This is a genomic window from Aeromicrobium sp. CFBP 8757 (assembly GCF_014841755.1).
In the GTDB taxonomy this organism is placed as follows: Bacteria; Actinomycetota; Actinomycetes; order Propionibacteriales; family Nocardioidaceae; genus Aeromicrobium.
This window is the reverse complement of record NZ_JACYUM010000003.1, coordinates 356,917-379,063: the sequence shown is the minus strand read 5'-3', so window position 1 is coordinate 379,063 and position 22,147 is coordinate 356,917. Positions and strand designations below refer to the sequence as shown.

At 71.1% G+C, this 22,147-nt stretch carries 19 protein-coding genes; 12 read left to right on the top strand and 7 right to left on the bottom strand.

Annotated elements, in window-relative coordinates; genetic code table 11:
• The first annotated feature begins 157 nt into the window (after positions 1-157).
• On the top strand, positions 158-3,748 hold the full coding sequence (gene cobN, locus IFT73_RS11455; protein ID WP_192167711.1) for a cobaltochelatase subunit CobN: 3,591 nt from the start codon (positions 158-160) through the stop codon (positions 3,746-3,748).
• A complete protein-coding gene (cobF, locus tag IFT73_RS11450; RefSeq protein ID WP_192167710.1) occupies positions 3,748-4,497 on the top strand; it encodes a precorrin-6A synthase (deacetylating) in 750 nt (249 codons plus the stop codon). Before cobN ends, cobF begins: the two co-directional genes overlap by 1 nt.
• Before the next feature lie 454 nt (positions 4,498-4,951).
• On the opposite strand, the gene IFT73_RS11445 is transcribed toward cobF, so the two are convergent.
• Together IFT73_RS11445 and IFT73_RS11440 are read right to left on the bottom strand one after the other, a co-directional pair.
• Positions 4,952-5,233, bottom strand: coding sequence for a helix-turn-helix domain-containing protein (locus IFT73_RS11445; protein WP_192167709.1), 282 nt, complete (start codon positions 5,231-5,233; stop codon positions 4,952-4,954).
• Entirely contained in the window at positions 5,230-5,634 is a 405-nt protein-coding gene (locus IFT73_RS11440) for a VOC family protein (RefSeq protein ID WP_192167708.1), read from the bottom strand. Before IFT73_RS11440 ends, IFT73_RS11445 begins: the two co-directional genes overlap by 4 nt.
• 122 nt (positions 5,635-5,756) lie before the next feature.
• Here IFT73_RS11440 and IFT73_RS11435 point away from each other — a divergent pair, with 122 nt between their 5' ends.
• Positions 5,757-6,887, top strand: a complete 1,131-nt coding sequence (locus IFT73_RS11435) for an HNH endonuclease signature motif containing protein (RefSeq protein ID WP_192167707.1) — start codon at positions 5,757-5,759, stop codon at positions 6,885-6,887.
• Here IFT73_RS11435 and IFT73_RS11430 read toward each other — a convergent pair whose 3' ends face one another.
• Entirely contained in the window at positions 6,888-7,658 is a 771-nt protein-coding gene (locus IFT73_RS11430; RefSeq protein WP_192167706.1) for an AraC family transcriptional regulator, read from the bottom strand.
• Between the two features lie 134 nt (positions 7,659-7,792).
• Here IFT73_RS11430 and IFT73_RS11425 point away from each other — a divergent pair, with 134 nt between their 5' ends.
• Positions 7,793-8,803: an ABC transporter substrate-binding protein gene (locus IFT73_RS11425; protein WP_192167705.1), complete on the top strand. Its 1,011-nt coding sequence runs from the start codon at positions 7,793-7,795 to the stop codon at positions 8,801-8,803.
• 3 nt (positions 8,804-8,806) lie between these two features.
• On the opposite strand, the gene IFT73_RS11420 is transcribed toward IFT73_RS11425, so the two are convergent.
• Positions 8,807-9,286, bottom strand: coding sequence for an SRPBCC family protein (locus tag IFT73_RS11420; RefSeq protein WP_192167704.1), 480 nt, complete (start codon positions 9,284-9,286; stop codon positions 8,807-8,809).
• Positions 9,287-9,344: 58 nt separating this feature from the next.
• Here IFT73_RS11420 and IFT73_RS11415 point away from each other — a divergent pair, with 58 nt between their 5' ends.
• From IFT73_RS11415 to IFT73_RS11405, 3 genes are all read left to right on the top strand, one after another.
• Complete coding sequence (locus IFT73_RS11415) at positions 9,345-9,731, top strand: MerR family transcriptional regulator (RefSeq protein ID WP_056605597.1); 387 nt, start codon at positions 9,345-9,347, stop codon at positions 9,729-9,731.
• On the top strand, positions 9,728-10,714 hold the full coding sequence (locus IFT73_RS11410) for an aldo/keto reductase (protein WP_192167703.1): 987 nt from the start codon (positions 9,728-9,730) through the stop codon (positions 10,712-10,714). Before IFT73_RS11415 ends, IFT73_RS11410 begins: the two co-directional genes overlap by 4 nt.
• A gap of 80 nt (positions 10,715-10,794) precedes the next feature.
• Positions 10,795-12,252, top strand: a complete 1,458-nt coding sequence (locus tag IFT73_RS11405) for a GGDEF domain-containing protein (RefSeq protein WP_192167702.1) — start codon at positions 10,795-10,797, stop codon at positions 12,250-12,252.
• On the opposite strand, the gene IFT73_RS11400 is transcribed toward IFT73_RS11405, so the two are convergent.
• On the bottom strand, positions 12,237-12,869 hold the full coding sequence (locus IFT73_RS11400) for a TIGR02453 family protein (RefSeq protein WP_192167701.1): 633 nt from the start codon (positions 12,867-12,869) through the stop codon (positions 12,237-12,239). The genes IFT73_RS11405 and IFT73_RS11400 overlap by 16 nt on opposite strands.
• 36 nt (positions 12,870-12,905) lie before the next feature.
• Complete coding sequence (locus IFT73_RS11395; protein WP_244633310.1) at positions 12,906-13,751, bottom strand: helix-turn-helix transcriptional regulator; 846 nt, start codon at positions 13,749-13,751, stop codon at positions 12,906-12,908.
• Between the two features lie 101 nt (positions 13,752-13,852).
• Here IFT73_RS11395 and IFT73_RS11390 point away from each other — a divergent pair, with 101 nt between their 5' ends.
• The 5 genes from IFT73_RS11390 to IFT73_RS11370 all read left to right on the top strand — a co-directional run bounded on the left by IFT73_RS11390 (position 13,853) and on the right by IFT73_RS11370 (position 21,158).
• A complete protein-coding gene (locus tag IFT73_RS11390) occupies positions 13,853-14,857 on the top strand; it encodes an aldo/keto reductase (RefSeq protein WP_192167700.1) in 1,005 nt (334 codons plus the stop codon).
• Between the two features lie 191 nt (positions 14,858-15,048).
• Entirely contained in the window at positions 15,049-15,978 is a 930-nt protein-coding gene (locus IFT73_RS19610; protein ID WP_192167699.1) for a DUF559 domain-containing protein, read from the top strand.
• Between the two features lie 79 nt (positions 15,979-16,057).
• Entirely contained in the window at positions 16,058-17,497 is a 1,440-nt protein-coding gene (locus IFT73_RS11380) for an aspartate aminotransferase family protein (RefSeq protein WP_371811250.1), read from the top strand.
• Positions 17,497-18,813 (top strand): lysine N(6)-hydroxylase/L-ornithine N(5)-oxygenase family protein, encoded by a 1,317-nt coding sequence (locus IFT73_RS11375; RefSeq protein WP_192167698.1) that lies wholly within the window; start codon positions 17,497-17,499, stop codon positions 18,811-18,813. The genes IFT73_RS11380 and IFT73_RS11375 overlap by 1 nt, the downstream gene beginning before the upstream one ends.
• Complete coding sequence (locus IFT73_RS11370; RefSeq protein ID WP_192167697.1) at positions 18,810-21,158, top strand: GNAT family N-acetyltransferase; 2,349 nt, start codon at positions 18,810-18,812, stop codon at positions 21,156-21,158. The genes IFT73_RS11375 and IFT73_RS11370 overlap by 4 nt, the downstream gene beginning before the upstream one ends.
• A gap of 9 nt (positions 21,159-21,167) precedes the next feature.
• Here IFT73_RS11370 and IFT73_RS11365 read toward each other — a convergent pair whose 3' ends face one another.
• The gene (locus IFT73_RS11365) at positions 21,168-22,127 is read right to left on the bottom strand and encodes an NADPH:quinone oxidoreductase family protein (protein ID WP_192167696.1); all 960 of its coding nucleotides are present in this window, start codon (positions 22,125-22,127) and stop codon (positions 21,168-21,170) included.
• Between the last annotated feature and the right edge of the window lie 20 nt (positions 22,128-22,147).

Genomic DNA, 22,147 nt, shown 5'->3' with positions numbered 1-22,147 from the left:
ACCGCCGTCGGCCCGGTAGGCTGACGGCACTTCCACGGCGCAGGAATCCGGTGCGAGTCCGGAGCGGTTCCGCCACTGTGTTCCCCCGCGAGGGGGCCCAGCCAGACACTCGACGTGGAGCAACCCACCAGACGGGGCGAGAACCCCGAGGAGGAACATGACGCGCATCGCGCTGCTGTCCACGTCCGACACCGACCTGCTGTCGGCCCGGGCGTCGGGAGCCGACTACCTGTACGCCAACCCGTCCCGGCCGAACCACACCGAGATGGCCGAGGCGCTCGAGAAGGCCGACCTGATCGTCGCCCGCATCCTCGGCTCGCCGCAGGACCTGTGCTCGGGCTTCTGGCGCATCCGCGACATCGGCAAGCCGATCGTCGTGCTCGGCGGCGAGCAGACCCCGAGCGCCGAGCTGATGGAGCAGTCGACCGTCCCGATCGGCGTCGCGGCCGATGCGCACGTCTACCTCGCCGAGGGCGGGCCGGCCAACCTCGCGCAGCTGCACGCCTTCCTGTCCGACACCGTCCTGCTGACGGGCGAGGGCTTCGAGCCGCCGGCGGTGCTCCCGGAATGGGGAGTGGCAGCCCGACCGGAGGCCGTCGAGAACAGCGACCTGCCGCGCATCGGCGTGCTGTACTACCGGGCGCACGAGGCGTCCGGCAACAGCGGCTTCGCGCACTCCCTGGCCACGTCGATCGATGCGACCGGCGAGGCCGTCGGCGTCCCGATCTTCAGCTCGTCGCTGCGCGCCGCCCCCGACGAGCTGTTCGCCGAGCTCGCGACCCTCGACGCCCTGATCGTCACGGTGCTCGCGGCCGGCGGCACCAAACCCGGCACCGTCAGCGCCGGCGGCGACGACGAGTCGTGGGACGTCGAGCGCATGAAGGCCCTCGACATCCCGATCCTGCAGGGCCTGTGCCTGACGTCGAGCCGCGAGGACTGGGAGGCGTCCGACGACGGCGTGACGCCGCTCGACTCGGCCAACCAGATCGCGATCCCCGAGTTCGACGGACGCATCATCACCGCCCCGTTCTCGTTCAAGGAGATCGACGAGGACGGGCTGCCCCGCTACGTCGCGCACGACGAGCGCAGCGCCCGCGTGGCCGGCATCGCGATCGCCCACGCGCGTCTGCGCCACCTGCCGGCCGCCGACAAGAAGATCGTGCTGATGCTGTCGGCGTACCCGACCAAGCACAGCCGCGTCGGCAACGCCGTCGGCCTCGACACCCCCGCCTCGACGATCCGCCTTCTGCGCGCGATGCGCGACGCGGGCTACGACCTCGGCGCCCCCGGCGAGGTCCCCGGGCTCGAGATGGACGACCTGACCGAGGCCGGCGACGCGCTGATCCACGCGCTCATCGCCGCCGGCGGCCAGGACGAGGAGTGGCTCACGCAGGTGCAGCTCACCGAGAGCCACGTGCGCATCCCCGCCGCGCAGTACGCCGGGTGGTTCGAGAACTTCCACCCCGACCTGCGCGACGCGATGCTCGAGGCCTGGGGCCCCGCGCCCGGCAAGCTGTTCGTCAACGACGAGCAGGAGATCGTCCTGGCGACGATCCGCGCCGGCAACGTCATCCTCATGATCCAGCCGCCCCGCGGCTACGGCGAGAACCCCGTCGCGATCTACCACGACCCCGACATGGCGCCCTCGCACCACTACCTCGCGGCCTACCGCTGGGTCGAGGAGGCCTTCGGTGCGCACGCCGTCGTCCACCTCGGCAAGCACGGCTCGATGGAGTGGCTGCCGGGCAAGAACGCAGCCCTGTCGGCGGCGTGCGGCACCGACGCCGCGATCGGCAACCTGCCGCTGATCTACCCGTTCCTCGTCAACGACCCGGGCGAGGGCGCGCAGGCCAAGCGCCGCGCGCACGCCACGATCGTCGACCACCTGATCCCGCCGATGGCGCGCGCCGAGAGCTACGGCGACATCGCCAAGCTCGAGCAGCTGCTCGACGAGTACGCCAACATCGCGGCGATGGACCCCGCCAAGCTGCCCGCGATCCGCTCGCAGATCTGGACACACATGCGGGCCGCCGAGATGCACCGCGACCTCGGCCTCGACGAGATCCCCGACGAGGCCGACTTCGACGACTTCATCTTCAACGTCGACGGCTGGCTGTGCGAGATCAAGGACGCGCAGATCCGCGACGGCCTGCACGTCCTCGGGCAGGCGCCCGCGGGGGAGGCGCGGGTCAACCTCGTGCTGTCGATCCTGCGCGCCAGCCAGATCTGGGGCGGCGAGACCGGAGCCGTCCCCGGCCTGCGCTCCGCGCTCGGGCTCAAGGAGGGCGACGGCCACCTCGGTGCGATCGACGAGATCGAGGAGCAGGCCCGCGCCCTCGTGATCGGCATGGAGGAGGCCGGCTGGGACGCCTCGGTGGCCCGCACGCTCACCGACGTCCCCGACGTCGTCCGCGTGCTCCAGTTCGCCGCGACCGAGGTCGTGCCGCGTCTGGCCAAGACCACCGACGAGCTCGACCACGTGCTGCACGCCCTCGACGGCGGCTTCATCCCGGCCGGGCCGTCGGGCTCGCCGCTGCGCGGACTCGTCAACGTCCTGCCGACGGGTCGCAACTTCTACACCGTCGACCCCAAGGCCGTCCCGTCGCGCCTCGCGTGGGAGACCGGACGCGCGATGGCCGACTCGCTGATCGAGCGGCACCTGCACGACACCGGCGAGTACCCGCGCTCGGTCGGCCTGTCGGTGTGGGGCACGTCGGCGATGCGGACGTCCGGCGACGACATCGCCGAGGTGCTCGCGCTGATCGGCGTCGAGCCCGAGTGGGACCCGGCCTCGCGCCGCGTCAACGGCCTGCGCATCGTCCCGCTCGACGAGCTCGACCGTCCCCGCATCGACGTCACGGTGCGCATCTCGGGCTTCTTCCGCGACGCGTTCCCGCACGTCATCTCGATCCTCGACGACGCGATCCGCCAGGTCGCCGAGCTCGACGAGCCCGACGACCGCAACTACGTCCGGGCCCACGCGCAGCGCGACCTCGCCGAGCACGGCGACGAGCGACGCTCGACGACCCGCATCTTCGGCTCGAAGCCCGGCTCGTACGGAGCGGGCATCCTGCAGGTCATCGAGGCCGGCAACTGGAAGAACGACGACGACCTCGCCGAGGTCTACACGGCATGGGGCGGCTTCGCCTACGGCCGCGACCTCGACGGCGCCCCGGCGGCCGACGACATGCGCGCCAACTACCGGCGCATCGCGGTGGCGGCCAAGAACATCGACACCCGCGAGCACGACATCGCCGACTCCGACGACTACTTCCAGTACCACGGCGGCATGGTCGCGACGGTGCGCGCGCTGACGGGCAACGACCCCAAGGCGTACGTCGGCGACTCGACGTCGCCCGACGCCGTCCGCACCCGCACGCTGCAGGAGGAGACGACCCGGGTGTTCCGCGCCCGCGTCGTGAACCCGCGGTGGATCGGTGCGATGCAGCGCCACGGCTACAAGGGCGCGTTCGAGCTCGCCGCGACGGTCGACTACCTGTTCGGCTTCGACGCCACGACGGGTGTCGTGCACGACTGGATGTACGAGACCCTCGCGAAGGAGTACGTCCTCGACGAGACCAACCAGCAGTTCATGAAGACGTCGAACCCGTGGGCGCTGCGCGGCATCATCGAGCGGCTCAACGAGGCCGTCGACCGCGACCTGTGGGCCGAGCCCGACGCCGACGTGCTGGCCGCGATGCAGCAGGTCTACCTCGACGTCGAGGGTGACCTGGAGGACCGCGGCTGATGCGTCGGATCAGGATCATCGGCATCGGCGCCGGTCACCCCGACCAGGTGACGATCGAGGCCGTCCGGGCGCTGCGCTCGGTCGACTACTTCATCACCGCCGACAAGGCCGACAAGCCCGGGGGAGACCAGCTGCTGGCCGCCCGGCAGGCGCTGCTCGAGCGGCACCTCGACGACATCCCGCCCGTCGTCGCGGTGCGCGACCCCGAGCGCGACCGCGACCCGGACGACTACGACCAGGCCGTCGTCGACTGGCACGACGCCCGCGCCGAGGCGTACGAGCAGGCGATCCTCGGGCATGGAGAGGGCGATGTCGGCTTCCTGGTGTGGGGCGATCCCGCGTTCTACGACTCGACGATCCGCATCGTCGAGAAGGTGCTGGCCCGCGGACGCGTCGAGGCCGAGTGGGACGTCATCCCGGGCATCTCGAGCCTGCAGCTGCTGGCCGCGCGGCACCGCATCGTCCTGCACGACATCGGCCAGCCGATCGTCGTCACGACGGGCCGCCGCCTGCGCGAGGCCCTCGCCTCAGGTGCCGAGAACATCCTCGTCATGCTCAACTCGACGATCGACCTCGAGGGCTTCGAGGAGTGGACGATCTGGTGGGGCGCCAACCTCGGCACCCCCGACGAACGCCTCGTCGCCGGCCGCGTCACCGAGGTCGCCGTCGACGTCCTGACGACCCGCATCGAGGTCAAGACGACCGTCGGCTGGATCATGGACGTGTATTTGCTGCGCAAGAAGCCCTGACGGGGCCTTCATCCTGCGGAGGCCCTCTAGATGCCGCATCTAGAGGGTCTCGGGCATTTCACCGCCATAGCCCTAAGCGCTGGCGCGCCTGTTCTCAATCACCCGTATAGCGAGCCATCCAATGACAAATCCGCCTAGACATCCAGCCGCGCCGCCAGCCCAGTCGCGCACTTCTGAAGACTCGCCGGAGAACGCGAAATAGATGGCACCGGCGACGCAGACTAGACCGGCGAAGGGGATGACGCGCACGTAGATCCGAAGCCAGTAGTAGACCATCTTGGGAACCCTAGCGTCCCGCAACCGCTACGCCTCAATTCACGACTGAGCCGGTCTATCGCTACCCGCCCGCGTCTCGCGCATGCGATCGCGACCTACGTCATTCCCCCGCGAATAGGACACGTCGGGCGTCAAGCTTCAAGGGCGACCGCGAGAGCGGAGTGACCGAGCGTCGCGCTCAAGTGTGGTCGGTACCCCAGCGGGCGAGGGCGGCGATGGCGTCGTGCAGGGCTAGGCCGCGGTCGGTCAGTGCGTATGCGCGGGTGTTGTGGCGCAGCGGCAGTCGGGTCAGGACGCCGGCGGCCTCGAGCTCGCGGAGGCGGGTGGCGAGCATGTTGGTGGGCACGCCGAGATCGCGCTGCAGGTCGCCGTAGCGCTGCGGACCCTCGAGCAGCCTCTCCACGATGAGCAGGGCCCATCGCGCTCCGACGACGTCGAGCGCGGCAGCGAGTCCGGTCACGCGGTCGGGTCGGTGTCCGGCTTCATCCAGAACGGCGAGTAGTGGTAGCCGTCCAGGTCGTCGAACTGGCGCTGGTACATGAACGGGTAGTCGTCGATGTCGCCGTTGCGCCCGCCGGCGGCCACGGCTCGGTCGACGAGCTCGTCGACGGCCTCGCGGCTGCCGAGGTCGAACGAGACGGTGACCTTCGACGGGGTGTCGGGCCCGCCGATCAGGTCGTCGGTCCCTCCGACGCTGGCGTACATCTCGCGGCTGCCGAGCATGACGTACTGCTCGGGCGCGATCGCGAAGCACGACACGTTGTGGTCGGACATCTCGGCGTTGAGGGTCCAGCCGAGTGCCGTGTAGAAGGCCGTGGCGCGGTCGACGTTGTCGACGGGGCACGTGATGAAGAGGCTCATGACATCCACACTTGCAAAATGCAAGTGGTTCGTCAAGACCTCCTCGTGACAGTTCTCGAGGTTGTTCACACCCTCTGATTGCAGCGCAAAAGGGTGTCGGTGGTGACCTCTAGGTTGGATGTGTGGCCACCACCTCAGCTGTCTCGACCGACGTCCTGACCGGCGTCGTGCGCGAGCGCGCGCGGGCCGAGGCACGCGAGATCGTGGCGATGCTCGACTACCGCGACGCCGAGCTGCAGCGCATCGCCGCGTCGGACGAGTCGCCGATGCGACGGCACGTCGAGCGCGGGTCCGTCGCGCTGACGATCGGTGAGGCCTCCGGCATGAGCGAGGGGCAGGTGCAGTACCGGCTCTCGTTCGCCGACACCGTCCGCGACCAGTCGCCGACGACGTGGGGCGCGTTCCTGGACGGCCGGATCGACCTGGCGCGGGTGCGCGAGATCGGCAGCACCATCGACCAGCTCAAGCGCACCGAGTCGGTGCACCGTCTCGACCAGCGAGTCGTCGCCTACGCCGAGACCCACACCGTCGCCGAGCTGCGCGCGTGGCTCAAGGCCTTCGTCCGCCGGGTCGAGGCCGATCTCGCGATCGGGCGCGCCGAGGACGAGCGCGCCAAGCGGTACGTGTCGGTCAAGCACGGCGACGACTCGATGGGATGGCTCAGCGCCTACCTGCCGTCGCACGAGCTCGCGGCGATCGAAGACCGCTACCGCAAGGCTGCTCGCCGCATCACCGACCCCGACGACGAGCGCACGCTCGCACAGCGCGAGGCCGACCTGCTGGTCGCCTGGTGCACCGAGTCGGACGCCGCATCGTCCGCAATCGACGCCAACATCGCCGTCACCGTCGGCGCCGACGTGCTCGCGGGCTTCACGCCCGGCTTCGCCGAGTCGTCCGACGGCCGGTGGGGCGTCCCGGCCGCCTGGATCGCCGCGGTCGTCGGCTCCGGCTCGACGTTCTGGCACCGCATCGTGGTCGATCCGGTCAACGACGACGTCCTGGCGCACGAATACATCGGCCGACTGGCCCCCGACATCCTCAAGATCGCCTTGCAGTTCCTGCACGGGACGTGCCAAGGCCCCGGGTGCATGGTCCCGGCCAAGTTCTGCGACTACGACCATCGCATCCCGTTTCCCGAAGGCCCCACCGCCGGAGACAACCTCGGGCCGTTGTGTCGAAGACACCACGGCTACAAGGGCCACGGCCTGCTGCACTGGACCACCAGGCCCCGGCCGGAGCGCCCGGCAGTGTGATCACCTCAATTGGCGACGGTACTTCTCGGGCGTCGTGCCGAACTCTGCCCTGAACGAGGCGATGAAACCACTGGACGTCCGATAGCCGACCGCCTCGGCGGCGACATGGACCGGCTCCCCGGCGACGATCAGTGCCGCGCCCGCGTTCAGCCGTGCCAGGGTTCGCCACCGCCCGAACGTGCAGCCCGTGTCGCGGAGGAACGCCCGCATCAGCGTGCGCGAGCTGACGCCGGCGCCCGACGCCCAGGCCTCGATGCCGCGCGGGTCGCCGGGGGAGCGCAGGACCTGCTCGGCCACGAGCCGCGCGGGGGGATCGGTGGGCAGCGTCAACGAGTCGAACAGGTCCGTGGCGTCGGCCATGAGATCGGAGTAGAGGGTCCAGCACAGGTGGCGGCGTCCCGCGGCGGGTGAGTCGTCGGCCAGGTGCTCGACGACAGCGCTCAGCAGGCGGTCGGCGTGCAGCACGCGTGCCCGCACCCAGGACGGACCGGCCGGTCGAAGACCGACGTTCGCGTAGAGGCTCAGCAGGTCCGCGCCGGCCCGCAGTGCGACGTCGTGCACGACGCCTGCGGGCACCCACACCATCGCACCGGCGTGGAGGTCCCACCGGACGCCCGCGACCGTGATCTCGCCCGTGCCTCGTCGCACCCAGGCGAGATGGTCCTCGGCGTGCGTGTGCGGCTCGAACCACGACTCCGTGGCAACAAGGGAGTGCGCCGCCCAGAATTCTGACGCTGTCAGCTGGGCGACATCGGCGGGTCGATCGGGCACGTCGCCGCCTTCAGGTGTCGCTGGATGGACGCAGAGGTGTCAGCACGGGCGTACTGGCGTCATGTCATCTGGATTGTAGAACAGCCTAGGCTTACCTAATCTTGCGGCGAACCGTCCCCGTCGAAAGGCCCTCCGTGTCCCCGCGCTTCCGCTCTCTCGCCCTGCCCGCCATCGTCACGGGCCTGCTCATGATCGTGCTGGCAGCCTGCGGTTCGAGCGCCTCGGAGGGCAGCGGTCGTGACGCCGCCTCGGGGTCCCCGGACTTCAGCTACACCGACGGTCGCGGCGAGACCGTCGCGCTCGAGGACGTCCCGCAGCGGATCGTCGCCAGCGAGCAGGCCGCCGCCGGCCTGATCCCGTACGGCATCCACCCGGTCGGGGTGTGGGGGGCCGGCCCGCTCGAGGACAGCTTCACCCTCGCGGGGCTCGACCTGAAGGGCGCCGAGAGCGTCGGTCAGGCGTACGGAGAGGTCGACGTCGAGAAGGTCGTCGGGCTCGAGCCCGACCTGATCATCACCGGCGCCTACCCGGGTGACTTCCTCGGCGGCCTGGGCGCGAAGGACGCCAAGGTCGTCACCGACCTGCAGAAGGTCGCGCCGATGGCCGCCGTGTCGGCGACGGGCACGGCCTCGGAGTCGCTCGTCGAGTACCGCAAGCTGGCCCAGCTGCTGGGCGCCGACGTCGAGGGAGCACGGATCGACGCCGATCGTGCCGACTTCGAGCAGGCCGTCTCCGACCTCAAGTCGGCGATCGCGGCCCAGCCTGACGTCAAGGTGCTGGCGGTCTCGCCGACGGACGAGTTCTACGTCGCCATCACTGACGAGTTCCCCGAGCTGCGCGACTACCGGGACTGGGGCTTGACGTTCATCGAGTCCGACGTCGCCCGCACTCCCGGATCGGGCTCGTTCGCGCCCGTCAGCTGGGAGAACGCAGGAGACTTCGACCCTGATCTGATCCTGCTCGACCAGCGTCCGTACGCCTACGGCCTCGACAAGATCCGCTCGGACTACCCGACCTGGTCGTCGATCGACGCAGCGCGGGACGGGCGGATCGTGGGCTGGACGACGGACGCCACGTTGAACTACGCGAGCTACGCACAGCAGATCCGCGAGCTGGCCACGGCCATCGACGGCGTCGACTCGTGACCGTCAGCCGCGCGGGTAGCCGCGCCTGACCGTCCGGTCGAGGATGCCGAGCGTGCCGCTGAGCGCCGTCTTCGACACGACGGGGAAGACACCGCTCGCGCGCGCCCGCTCGGTGATGTCCGACCAGTCGTAGAACGACGTCACCCGCGTGCCGCCGTCGACCGGCTCGAGGCGGTAGCCGTAGACGTGGCCCATGCCGGGCCGCACCCGGCCGAGGATCGTCCACGAGATCAGTCGGTCGGGCTCGAAGTCCTCGATCGTGACCGTGACGTCGTACTTGCCGTAGTCGGGGATGTCGTTCAGCGACTCACGGTCCATGTGGACGACGAACGTGTCGCCCGCCGCCGTCACGCGCTCGCCGTCGGCGTCCTGCAGCATGCCGGTCGCATCGATCGCGACGTGGCCCTGCGGATCGGTCAGCACCGCGAACACGTCGGCGGCAGGAGCGGGGATGAAGCGGTCGGTCTCGATGCGGTCGGCCATGAGTCCATCGTGCCTCTCGACTTGTGCTGGAGCGCGCTCCAGGGGTCATGCTGAAGACATGACCTTGACCGACGTGCCCGCCGAGGGCCTGACGATCAGCGCCGCCGCCGAGGCGAGCGGGCTGAGCGTCGACACGCTGCGCTACTACGAGAAGGAGGGCCTGACCCTCCACCGTCCCGGACGGTCGTCGTCGGGCCAGCGCCGCTACACCCGCGAGAACGTGGCCTGGCTCGGGACGCTCGTGATGCTGCGCCGCACCGGCATGCCGATCCGCGACATCAAGAAGTTCGTGGAGCTGTACCGCGTCGACGGGAGCGAGGCCGACCGCCTCGCGATCCTCGAGGCGCACCGCGTGCACGTGCTCGAGGAGCTGGCCGAGGTGCAGACGCACCTGACGGCCATCAACCGCAAGATCGACTACTACAAGGAACAGGTGCTGCGATGAAGACCACCGCATGGGGAAGCCAGGGCCTCGAGGCCAGCGTCGAGGGGCTCGGCGCGATGGGCATGTCCGCGTTCTACGGGGCCCGTGACGACGAGGAGTCGGAGGCGACCCTCAACCGCGCGCTCGACCTCGGCGTGAGCCTGATCGACACCGCCGAGATGTACGGACCGTTCATCAACGAGCAGCTGATCGGCCGGACGATCGGCAGCCGCAGCGGTGAGTACGCGCTGGCGACCAAGACCGGCGTCGAGATCACCGACGACGGCGAGCGGAAGGGCACCAACGGCTCCCCGGAGTACCTGCGCACGGCCCTCGAGCGCTCGCTGCGCCACCTCGGCCGCGACACGATCGACCTGTACTACATCCACCGTGTCGACCCGAACGTCCCGATCGAGGAGACGTTCGGCGCGATGGGCGAGTTCGTCGCGGAGGGCAAGGTCCGCTACCTCGGCATCTCCGAGGCGGCGCCCGAGACGATCCGCCGCGCGCACGCGACGCACCCGCTGACGGCGGTGCAGACCGAGTACTCGCTGTTCGAGCGCGCGCCCGAGGTCAACGGCGTGCTCGACACGACCCGTGAGCTCGGCATCGCGTTCGTCGCCTACTCGCCACTCGGGCGGGGCCTGCTGACCGGGGCGATCGCCTCGACCGACGAGCTCGACGCGGACGACTTCCGGCGCACCAACCCGCGCTGGTCGGACGAGAACATCGCCGCCAACCTCGCGGTCGTCGAGGCGGTGCGCTCGCTGGCCGAGGCCAAGGGCGCGACACCCGGCCAGCTGGCACTCGCCTGGGTGCTGCACCAGCAGGGTGTCGTCGCGATCCCCGGCACCAAGCGCCGCACGTACCTCGAGGAGAACGTGGCCGCCGCCGACATCGAGCTCTCGGCGTCCGATCTCGCCTCGCTCGACGAGGTCGCGCCGGTGGGCGTCGCGGCCGGTGATCGCTACCCGGAGGCGGGGCTCAAGGCCGTCCATCTCTGAGGTCCCGAAGGTCGGGATTCGCCGCGCAGCCGTGGCTCGCTCGCGATAGCGTGAGCGCTCCACGGCAGCGAGGTGTGCACATGGGCTTCGTGTCCCAGCCGGTCCTCTCCCTGAGGACCGTCGAGGGTCTGGTCGACCTGGCCAGGTCGCTCGCCTCGACGACCGATCTGCAGACCGTCCTCGACACCGTGTGTCGCGCCCTGGTCGACGTCGCGGACTTCGGATCGGCCGCGATCAACCTGGTCACCGACTCCGGCGACCTCAAGGTCGTGGCCGTGGCGGGCCCGCCCGAGGTGGGGGAGGCGCTGCTCGGCCTCGAGGCGCCGCGACACGAGTGGGACGCCGAGTTCGCCGCCTCGGTGCCGCACCACGGCCTGCTGCTGAGCAAGGAGTCGGGCGAGAGCTCGGTGGCCGGCAGCTGGACGTCCGACGACACGGAGTGGTTCGACCGCACGGCCGACGATCCCCGCGCCTGGAAGCCCGACTACGCGCTGTTCGTGCCGATGTCTGACTCGGCCGGCGAGATGATCGGGGTCGTGAGCGTCGACATGCCCCGGTCGGGGCTGGTGCCCGAGCTGGCCCAGGCCTCGACAGTCGAGATCGTGGCCAGGCAGGCCGAGACCGCCATCGCGGCGGCCCGCACGCTGGCGCGGACCGCGCTCAACGAGCGCATCTACCGGTTGGCCTTCGACACGGCCGCGACGCTGACGGCGATCGCGGAGGTCGGCGGGGCGTTCGTCGACGCCAACCGGGCCTTCCGCGAGGCGCTGCCGGACGTCACCGACGCCGCAGCGTTCGACCGTGCCGTCACGGTCCACGACGGCGGGCGCGGCATGTGCGACGCCCTCGACGGCGTGTTCGGCAGGGGTGCGCCCGCCGTGACGTTCGTGGCCGAGACGGGCCGCGGCGGCGACGCGCGGTGGTTCCGCGTCACGGTGCGCGGCATCGGTGGCGTCGCCTCGGCCCCGGAGCGGGCCGTGTGCACGATCGTCGACATCTCGTTCGAGCGTCGTGAGCAGATGAGGCACCGCCGCGACGCCGAGCACGACCCGCTGACGGGGCTGCTCAACCGCCGGGGTGCGCGCGGTGCGATGGACGCACTGCTGGGGCGGGTCGCGCCGGACGCGGTGGTGGCGGTCCTGGCCTGCGACCTCGACGGCTTCAAGGCCGTCAACGACCGGTTCGGCCATCATGTCGGCGACGAGGTGCTGGTGCAGACCGCGCAGCGCATCCGGAGCGCCCAGTCCGACGACGCCGTGGCGATCCGGCTCGGCGGCGACGAGTTCCTCGTCATCACCGAGTGCGCGAGTCGCGAGGGTGCCGAGGCGGCGGCCGAGGCGCTCGTCGAGGCCTTGCGCTGCGGCGTCGTCGTCGACGAGCGGCTCGTCCCGGTGACGATCAGCGTCGGCCTGGCCGCCGCGCAGTCGGCGACGATCGACGGTCTCAGCGGTCTGATGGACGCTGCCGACCGGGCGCTGTACGACGCCAAGGCGGCCGGCCGGACGCGGTGGGCCGTGTCGTCTCAGGCCCTGGCGTAGCGCAGCACCCACTCGACGAACGGTGTCGCCTCGCGCCAGTCGGCGCGCACACGGTCGAGCAGCTCGGGGGTGTGGATGACCGGCTCGAAGCCGTACGCCTTGCCGAGCGTCATCGATTTGTGCCGCAGCAGCTCGATGCGGGGGTGGTCGGCGGAGTAGCCGCGGGGTGCGGTCTTGAGGCGGTCACCGCCGACCTCCCAGCCGGCGGCGGACAGGGCGGCCAGGACGTCCTCGAGCTCGGCGCCCCGCCGCTGGTCGACGATCGCCTCGCGGACGCTCGCGAGCCGGGGGCCCGACGCCTCGTAGAACCCCACGCCGACCCGGACGCCGGGCGCCCCGACCTGCACGTAGTAGCCCGTCGAGGGTCCCTTCGCGACGAAGGCGCCCTGGTGGGTCTTGTAGGGCGTCTTGTCCTTCGAGAACCGGACGTCGCGGTACGGGCGGAAGATCTTGGCGTCGCCGAACTCGTCGGCCAGCGCGGCCGTCAGCGCCTTCATGGGCGCGGCGACGGCGGTCGCGTGGACGTCGCGGTGCGCCTCCCAGAACGTCTTGGTGTTGTCCATCTCGAGGTCGTCGTAGAAGTCGAGGGCCGCCTCGGGGAATCCGGTGAACGTCACCGACCCACCATAGGCGCGGCGGTCGCGAGGGTGCGCTCAGACCTCCAGGGTCTGCTCGCCGAGCACCCGCAGCAGCTGCAGCCGGCCGTGGGCGTCGCTGCCGGGCGCCGCGCCGAGGATGATCAGGCGCTGGCCGTCCTCGTCGGTCGCGAGGGTCTCGCAGTCGACCGTCAGCTCGCCGATCCGCGGGTGCACGAACCTCTTGTGCTGCAGGTGCTTGACCCCGACCTCGTGCCGCTCCCAGATCTCGGCGAACTCGGGGCTCTCGTCGAGCAGCGCGTCCACGAGCGCCCTGACGTCGGCGTCGCCGTGGCGACGCGACCAGGTGGCTCGCAGGTCGGCGACGCGGACGCGGCTGTGCTCGGGTCGGTCCTCGGCCACGATGCCGTCCTGCGCGCCGGGCTCGGTGAACCACGTGTAGGTCGAGCTGGCCCGCAGGCCCGTGCGCCCGGAGTGGTCGCCCTGCAGCAGCACCGACAGCCGGTTCTGCGCCAGCACCTCGTCGAGGTCGGAGCACACGAACGCGGCGCAGTCGTCGAGCTGGTCGAGCACATGCAGCAGCACGGGCCGCACGTGGCGCGACGACCCGGTGCGGTCGGGAGCGGGGTGGCCGGCGAGCCGGTGCAGGTGGTCGGTCTCGTCGCGGCTCAGCCGCAGGGTGCGCGCAAGGGCCTGCAGCATCTGGGTGGACGGCTGCGGGCTGCGGGCCTGCTCGAGCCGGGCGTAGTAGTCGACCGACATGCCCGTGAGGTGTGCGACCTCCTCGCGGCGCAGGCCCGGCGCGCGACGTCGGGGGCCGGCCGTCAGACCGACGTCGGACGGCTGGAGTGCGTCCCTGCGACGGGTGAGGAAGTCGGCGAGCGCGGCGCGGTCCATGGGCATGCGTCCATCATGGCTCGCACCGCGCCCCGGAGGCAGGGACCGCGAATCCGTGGGTGAGCGCTCCTCTCCCGCCCGTGGCCCGCGAGGCGCACCGTGGAGGCATGACCACATCGACACTGCGCACCAAGACCCTCGGAACCCTCGGCGGTACGCCGGCCATCGGCCTCGGCCTGATGGGGATGTCCGCCCTCTACGGCCCGGCCGACCGCGACGAGAGCATCGCCACGATCCACGCCGCGCTCGACGCGGGCGTCACGCTGCTCGACACCGGCGACTTCTACGCCATGGGCCACAACGAGCTGCTGCTGCGCGAGGCGCTGCAGGGACGCGACCGCGACGCCGTCACGATCAGCGTCAAGTACGGCGCGCAACGCGGCCCGGACGGTTCGTGGCTCGGCGCCGACACCAGCCCGGCGGCCACCAAGACGTCGCTGGCCTACTCGCTGGAGCGGCTGGGCGTCGACCACGTCGACGTCTACCGCCCGGCACGCCTCGACCCCACGGTTCCGATCGAGGAGACCGTCGGCGCCCTCTCCGAGCTGGTCGAGGCGGGGTACGTCCGTCACATCGGGCTCTCGGAGGTCGGCGCCGAGACGATCCGTCGGGCGCACGCGGTGCACCCGATCAGCGACCTGCAGATCGAGTACTCGCTGATCTCGCGGGGCGTCGAGGGCGACATCCTCGACACGTGCCGCGAGCTCGGCATCGGCATCACGGCGTACGGCGTCCTGTCGCGTGGCCTGATCAGCGGGCACTACGACGCGGCGACGAAGGGTGCCGGCGACTTCCGCTCGCACACGCCGCGGTTCCAGGGCGAGAACCTCGACCGGAACCTCGCGCTGGTCGAGGCGCTGCGGACGGTCGCGGACGCCGCGGGCATCACGGTCGCCCAGGCCGCGATCGCCTGGGTGGCGTCGCGCGGCGACGACATCGTCCCCGTCGTCGGTGCCCGCACGCGCGAGCGTCTCGCCGAGAGCCTCGGCGCCGCGGACGTCGCGCTGACCGCCGAGCAGCTGGCCGACGTCGAGGCGGCGATGCCGCTCGACCAGGTGGCCGGCACGCGCTACGCGAGCGAGCAGATGGCGATGCTCGACAGCGAGCGCTGACTCCGTCCGGCGACCGCCCGGTCGCCGGCCCGCAAGCACGAGATGTGGGCACGTCCGGTCGGTTTGCACCGAGAAACCGACAGACGGTGCCCACATCTTGGGGTTTTCCTAGGGCCGCGCGGGGTGGGGGTTTTCCACAGAGGTGCCGTCGGGCCTGGTGGGGGTGTCTGCTGCGGCGGGAGGGTCGGGACGTGCTCGACACCTCGCGGCCCTTCACCGTCCGGCAAGCGGCAGATGCTGGCGTGCCGGTCGGGCGCCTCCGCAGCTCGCGATATCGCCGGCTCCTCCGAGGCGTCTACATCGCGTCCGACCGGTCACTCGATCTGCACGTGTGGCTGACGGCGGCGCTGCTGGTGCTGCCGGCCGACGCCGTCGTCAGTCACACCACGGCGATGCGCCTGTACGGACTGACGCTGGACGACGGTTGGCCGCTGCACGTCTCCACCGCCACCTCGACCCACAGCCGGCTCGCCGGCATCGTGACCCACCGACGACGTGGCGCTCTGCGTCCGGTCGTGCTGGATGGACTTCCCGTGACCGGAGCCGACAGGACGATCGTCGACATCGCGACGAAGGTGCGGTTGGTATCGCTCGTCCAGGCGATCGAGCACATGATCCACCGCGGTCACACGACGTCCGAAGCCTTGATGGACTACGCGATGGGCCGCCACCTGGACGGGGTGCGTCGTGTCCGTCGGGTGATGGCACTGACGCGCGAGGGGGTCGAGTCGCCGCTCGAGACGACGCTGCGGCTGATGATCGTCTTCGCACGCCTGTCCGAACCATCGTGCAACGTCGACATCCTGGACGGATCGGGCAGGTTCCTGGCGCGGGGCGACCTGGTCTACGCGCGGTGGAAGGTGCTGGTCGAGTACGACGGCTGGCACCACGAGCGCGACGCCCGGCAGCGGCAGCGCGACCGTGAGCGACGCGAGGAGCTCGAAGCAGCGGGGTGGCGCCTGATCGTGGTCACCTCGGCCGATCTGCGGGACAAGCGCGAGGTCGTCCACCGTGTGCACCGAGCCATCTCGGCCCGCGGCTACGACGGCACGGACCCGCACTTGTCCGTCATGTGGGACCGGCTCTTCGCCGAGGATCGGGCGTCAGCATGTCTCGTGTGAGGGATGTCGCAGGGGGTTGATTCCACCGCCCGAGTCGGATTAGGTAAGCCTGTCCTACCCACTTCTCGGGGGAGAGCTCGTGCGTCACCATCTGTTCAACGCAGCCAACATCGGACGATATCGCGACGAGATGGCGCGCGGCGTCGCGGTCGTGGCCGATCACGTCGCCGGGGTCGACGGGCCGTGGTCGGGCGCGGACGTCCGCGCCGTCAGCGCCAAGGTCGACGACGTCGACCTCGACCGCCCCCTCGACGACATGGCCGCCGTGCTCGACGAGGTGCGGTCGGTCTACCTCGACGACGCGGTGTGGTTCCACGAGCCGCGCTACCTCGCGCACCTCAACTGCCCCGTCGTCGTCCCGGCCCTGGTCGCCGAGGTGCTCGTGTCGTCGGTCAACTCCTCGCTCGACACGTGGGACCAGAGCGGCGGCGGGACGCAGATCGAGCGCCGGCTCGTGCGGTGGACGTCCGACCGCATCGGCCTCGGTCCCGACGCCGACGGCGTCTTCACGAGCGGCGGCACGCAGTCCAACCTGCAGGCCCTGCTCGTGGCCCGCGGGCAGGCGTACCTCGCCGGCGACGCCTCGCGCCTGCGCGTCTTCGCCTCGCGCGACAGCCACTTCAGCGTGCAGAAGTCGGCGAACGTCCTCGGCCTCGGGCCCGACGCCGTCGTCACGATCCCGACCGACCGCCGCCGCCGGATGGACGCCGTCGCGCTCGACCGGGCCGTGTGGGACGCCCGCGCGGCCGGCCTCGTCCCGATGGCGGTCGTCGCGACGGCCGGGACGACCGACTACGGCAGCATCGACCCGCTCGTCGACGTCGCCGACGTGTGCGCCCAGCACGGCGTCTGGATGCACGTCGACGCCGCCTACGGCGGTGGGCTGCTCGTCTCGACCCGTCGGCGCCACCTGCTCGACGGCATCGAGCGCGCCGACTCCGTCACGGTCGACTTCCACAAGACGTTCTTCCAGCCCGTCAGCTCGAGCGCCGTGCTGTTCCGCCACGGCGACGCCCTGCGGCACGTCACGTACCACGCCGACTACCTGAACCCGCGGTCGTCCGCGCAGCCCAACCAGGTCGACAAGAGCCTGCAGACGACCCGCCGCTTCGACGCCCTGAAGCTCTGGATGACCCTGCGCGCGATGGGCGCCGACGCGATCGGCGACTACGTCGACGCCGTCGTCGACCTCGCCGCCGCGGGGCACGGGCTGATGCTCGACGACCCCGATCTCGAGGTCGTCACGGCGCCGACGCTCAGCACGCTGGTGTTCCGGTTCCGTCCGCCCGGCATGTCGGACGACGACGCCGATCGGGTCAACCCCGCGATCCGCCGCGCGATCGCGGGCAGCGGCTCGGCCGTCATCGCCGGCACCCGGTCGGACGGCCGGGCGTGGCTCAAGCTCACGATGCTGAACCCCGAGACCACGCCGGACGACCTGCGGGCCGTGCTGGCGCTCGTCACCGACATCGGGCACGAGCTGCTCGACGACCTGCGGGCCACCCAGGAGGTGCACTGATGGGTGCGACGGTCCACGACTTCGCCGCGATCGGCCTCGGCCCGTTCAACCTGGGCCTGGCGTGCCTCGCCGAGCCGGTCGACGGCCTCGACGGCGTGTTCCTCGAGTCACGCGACGAGTTCAGCTGGCACCCCGGCATGATGCTGGAGGACGCGACGCTGCAGGTGCCGTTCATGGCCGACCTCGTGACGATGGCCGACCCGACGTCGCGCTACTCGTTCCTCAATCACCTCAAGCAGACCGGTCGTCTGTACCCGTTTTACATCCGCGAGAGCTTCTACCCGCTGCGGGCCGAGTACGACGCCTACTGCCGGTGGGCCGCGGCTCAGGTCGAGGGCGTCCGCTTCGGGCGCCACGTCGACCGCGTCGAGCACGACGGAGAGGCGTACGTCCTGACCGCGCGCCTGCGCGACGGCTCGACCGAGACGTACCGGGCGCGGCGGCTCGTGCTCGGCACGGGCACCCGTCCGCACGTGCCGTCGGCGGTCAGCGGGCTCGACGGCCCCGTGATCCACTCGGCCGACTACCTGGGACACAAGGCCGAGCTGCAGGCCCGGCGCTCGATCACGGTCGTCGGCAGCGGGCAGAGCGCCGCCGAGGTGTACCTCGACCTGCTCGAGGACATCGACACCCACGGCTACGAGCTGGTGTGGGCGACGCGATCGCCCCGGTTCTTCCCGATGGAGTACACCAAGCTGACGCTCGAGATGACGTCACCGGAGTACACGCGGCACTTCCAGGCGCTGCCGGCGACGACCCGCGACGAGCTGCTGCGCGAGCAGCGGGCGCTCTACAAGGGCATCAGCCGCGACCTCGTCGACGCGATCTTCGACACGCTCTACCGCAAGCGCGTGCACGGCGACGTGCCGACGCGGCTGCTGACCAACACCGAGCTGACCGACGCGTCGTGGGACGAGGCGGCCGGCCGCTACGCGCTCGCGATGCGCCACACCGAGCTGGACGAGCCCCTCGACCTGCAGACCGAGGGGCTCGTCCTCGCGACGGGCTACCGCGCCCGGGTTCCGGCGTTCGTGTCGGGCATCGCCGGACGCATCCGCTTCGACGACCGGGGACGCTACGACGTCGCCGCCGACTACACGATCGACCACGACGACGAGGAGATCTACGTGCAGAACGCCGAGGAGCACACCCACGGCCTCATCGCGCCCGACCTGGGCATGGGGGCCTACCGCAACTCGATCATCATCCGCGGCCTGACGGGGCGCGAGGTCTACCCCGTCGAGCGGCACGTCGCGTTCCAGGAGTTCGGGGTGCCGCTCGACCTCGCCCGCCGTCCGGCGGGGGTGGCCCGATGACGACCGCGGACGTCCTGCTGTCGCGCAGCACCGAGGTCGGCACCGTCACGATCGAGCCCGTCGACGTCGACCGCGACGGCGACGTGCTGCACGCCTGGGTCACGCACCCCCGGTCGGTGTTCTGGGGCATGCAGGACGCCTCGGTGCAGGACGTCTGGGACGCGTACGCCGCGATCGTCGCCGACCGGCACCACGACGCGTGGCTCGGCCGCGTCGACGGCGAGCCGGCCTTCTTCGCCGAGACGTACGACCCCGAGCACAGCGAGCTGGCCGGCCGATACGACTGGCGGCTCGGCGACATCGGCATGCACGTGCTGGTCGCGCCGACCGACCGGCCGCGCAGCGGGTTCACGTCGGCGGTGTTCCGCACGGTCATGGAGCTGTGCCTCGACGACCCGCGCCGGCACCGCGTCGTCGTCGAGCCGGACGTCCGCAACCAGCGCATCGCGGCCCTCAACGCGTCCGCGGGGTTCACGGTCGTGGGACACGTGCAGCTGTCCGACAAGGTCGCGGCCCTGAGCGTCTGCACCCGCGACGACTTCGAGCGCAGCGACCTCGGGCGCGGGCCGCACCACGTCGCCGACGTCGACGGCGCCGCGCACCTGTCGCCCGGGCCGATGGGCCGAGCGCACCGGATGCTGGTCGCCAAGGCGATCGGCGAGTTCGCGCACGAGCGGCTGCTCGACCCCCGCCCGGTCGGGCCGGACCACGAGCTGTTCTCGCCCGACGGACGCTCGCACTACCTGTTCCACGCCCACCGGTACGACCTCGACCACTGGGTCGTCGGCCCGTGGTCGATCGTCCGGACGGTCGACGGCGAGCCCGCCGACGTCGACGCCCTGGCCTTCGTCGTCGAGCACGCCGACGTGCTGGGCATCCCCGACGGGCTGCTGCCGACGTACCTCGAGGAGATCAGCAGCACGCTGGCCGGATCGGCGTGGAAGCACGTGCACGCCACGGCGTCGGCGCGCGAGCTCGTCGGCGCCGACTTCCAGGCGATCGAGGCCGCGATGACCGAGGGTCACCCGGCGTTCGTCGCCAACAACGGCCGCATCGGCTTCTCGCTCGCCGAGCACGCGGCGTACGCGCCCGAGACGGGGTCGCGCTTCACGATCGTCTGGGTGGCCGCGCGGCGCAGCCTCGCCCATCTGTCGCTCGGGGAGGGCCTCGACGAGGAGTCGCTCTACACCGGCGAGCTCGACCCGTCGACGCGGCGTCGCTTCGCGGGGACGCTGCGCGGTCGCGGGCTCGACCCGTCCGACTACCTGCTCGTGCCGGTGCACCCGTGGCAGTGGGAGCACAAGATCGCCGTGACCTTCGCGGCCGACCTCGGCCGCGACGACCTCGTGCTGCTCGGCCGCGGCGACGACGAGTACCAGGCGCAGCAGTCGATCCGGACGTACTTCAACACGTCCCGCCGCGACCGCCACTACGTCAAGACGGCGCTGTCGATCCAGAACATGGGGTTCGTGCGGGGGCTGTCGCCGCGCTACATGCGGGCCACGCCGGCGATCAACGACTGGGTCGCCGACCTCGTGGCGTCCGACGAGGAGCTCGTCGCGGGCGGCTTCGGCGTGCTGCGCGAGCGGGCCGCGATCGCCTACACCGGCGACGCCTACCACCGGCTCGGCACGGCGTCGCCGTACACCAAGATGATCGCCGCGCTGTGGCGCGAGAGCCCCGAGGCCCGGCTGGCGGACGGCGAGCGGCTCGCCACGATGGCGTCGCTGCTGCACCGCGACCGCGACGGCGCGTCGTACGCCGTCGCGCTGGTGCGGGCGTCCGGGCTCGACGCCACGACGTGGGTGCGTCGCTACCTGCGGGCGTACCTGCGACCCGTCGTGCACTGCCTGCACCGCTACGAGCTGGCGTTCATGCCGCACGGCGAGAACCTGGTCCTGGTGCTCGACGGGCACGTGCCGACGCGGGTGCTGATGAAGGACATCGGCGAGGAGATCGCCGTCATGGGCGACCTCGAGCTGCCCGCCGAGGTCGAGCGCGTCCGCGCTGACGTCCCCGCCGAGGTCAAGCCGCTGTCGGTGCTGACCGACGTCTTCGACGGGTTCCTGCGGTTCCTCGCCGCGATCCTCGCCGAGGACGGGATGCTGGCGCCCGACGAGTTCTGGGCCCTGGTGGCCGAGTGCATCGCCGACCACCAGGCCGATCACCCCGAGCTGGCCGAGGCGTTCGCGCGCATCGACCTGTTCGCGCCCGAGTTCGCGCACTCGTGCCTCAACCGGCTGCAGCTGCGCGACACCCGGCAGATGGTCGACCTCGCCGACCAGGCCGACTCGCTGCTGTTCGCCGGCACCCTGGTCAACCCCGTCGCGCGGTTCCGTCCCTGACGTCAGGACTCAGGGGGTCAGCAGCACCTTGCCCGTGGCGCGGCGCTCGTCGAGCGTCAGCAGCGCCTTGGACGCCTCGGCGAGCGGGAACGTCGGCCCGACGACGGGGGCCAGGGCCCCGCTGGCCAGGTGCGGCTCCATCGCGGCCCACTCGGTCGCGATGTGGCCGGGACGCTGCAGGACGTACGCGCCCCACCCGACGCCGACGACCGACACGTTGTTGAGCAGCAGGCGGTTGACCTTGACGGTCGGGATCTCGCCCGCGGTGAAGCCGATCACGAGCACCCGCCCGTCGTCCTTGAGGCTGCGCAGCGAGTCGGTGAAGCGGTCACCGCCGACGGGGTCGACGACGACGTCGACCTTGCCGCCCGCGACGACGGAGTCCTTGAAGCCGTCGGCCAGGACGAACTCGTCGGCGCCGGCCTCGAGCGCGACGGCCCCCTTCTCTGCGGTCGACGTGACGGCGACGACGCGCCCCGCGCCGAAGGCCTTGGCGACCTGGATCGCCGCGGTGCCGATGCCACCGGCGGCACCCTGCACCAGCACCGACTCGCCGGGCTGCAGCTTCCCGCGCTCGACGAGGGCGAAGTACGCCGTTCCGTAGTTGAAGATGATCGACGCGCCCTGCTCGTACGAGACGGCGTCGGGCAGCGGGAACGTCTCGGTGACCGGGGCGACGGCCAGCTCGGCGAATCCGCCCAGCAGGCACAGGGCGGCGACGCGGTCACCGGGCGCGAGGCCCGAGCCCTCGGGGGCCGTGACGACCTCGCCGGCGATCTCGGCGCCCGGCGTGAAGGGCAGGTCGGGCTTCATCTGGTAGAGCCCGCGCGACTGCAGCACCTCGGGGAACGCCACGCCCGCGGCGTGGACGCGGATCAGCACCTGGTCGGGGCCGGCCACGGGATCGGGGACGTCGCGCAGCTCGATCGCTTCGGGGCCGTCGAGGGATGTGATCTGGATCGCCTTCATGGTGCGACGATAGCGCACTC

Excerpts from the sequence above, each read along its gene's own strand:
- cobN (WP_192167711.1), top strand. The coding sequence starts at position 158 with ATGACGCGCATCGCGCTGCTGTCCACGTCCGACACCGACCTGCTGTCG.
- cobF (WP_192167710.1), top strand. The coding sequence starts at position 3,748 with ATGCGTCGGATCAGGATCATCGGCATCGGCGCCGGTCACCCCGACCAG.
- IFT73_RS11440 (WP_192167708.1), bottom strand. The coding sequence starts at position 5,634 with ATGAGCCTCTTCATCACGTGCCCCGTCGACAACGTCGACCGCGCCACG.
- IFT73_RS11420 (WP_192167704.1), bottom strand. The coding sequence starts at position 9,286 with ATGGCCGACCGCATCGAGACCGACCGCTTCATCCCCGCTCCTGCCGCC.
- IFT73_RS11415 (WP_056605597.1), top strand. The coding sequence starts at position 9,345 with ATGACCTTGACCGACGTGCCCGCCGAGGGCCTGACGATCAGCGCCGCC.
- IFT73_RS11410 (WP_192167703.1), top strand. The coding sequence starts at position 9,728 with ATGAAGACCACCGCATGGGGAAGCCAGGGCCTCGAGGCCAGCGTCGAG.
- IFT73_RS11405 (WP_192167702.1), top strand. The coding sequence starts at position 10,795 with ATGGGCTTCGTGTCCCAGCCGGTCCTCTCCCTGAGGACCGTCGAGGGT.
- IFT73_RS11395 (WP_244633310.1), bottom strand. The coding sequence starts at position 13,751 with ATGCCCATGGACCGCGCCGCGCTCGCCGACTTCCTCACCCGTCGCAGG.
- IFT73_RS11390 (WP_192167700.1), top strand. The coding sequence starts at position 13,853 with ATGACCACATCGACACTGCGCACCAAGACCCTCGGAACCCTCGGCGGT.
- IFT73_RS11375 (WP_192167698.1), top strand. The coding sequence starts at position 17,497 with ATGGGTGCGACGGTCCACGACTTCGCCGCGATCGGCCTCGGCCCGTTC.
- IFT73_RS11370 (WP_192167697.1), top strand. The coding sequence starts at position 18,810 with ATGACGACCGCGGACGTCCTGCTGTCGCGCAGCACCGAGGTCGGCACC.
- IFT73_RS11365 (WP_192167696.1), bottom strand. The coding sequence starts at position 22,127 with ATGAAGGCGATCCAGATCACATCCCTCGACGGCCCCGAAGCGATCGAG.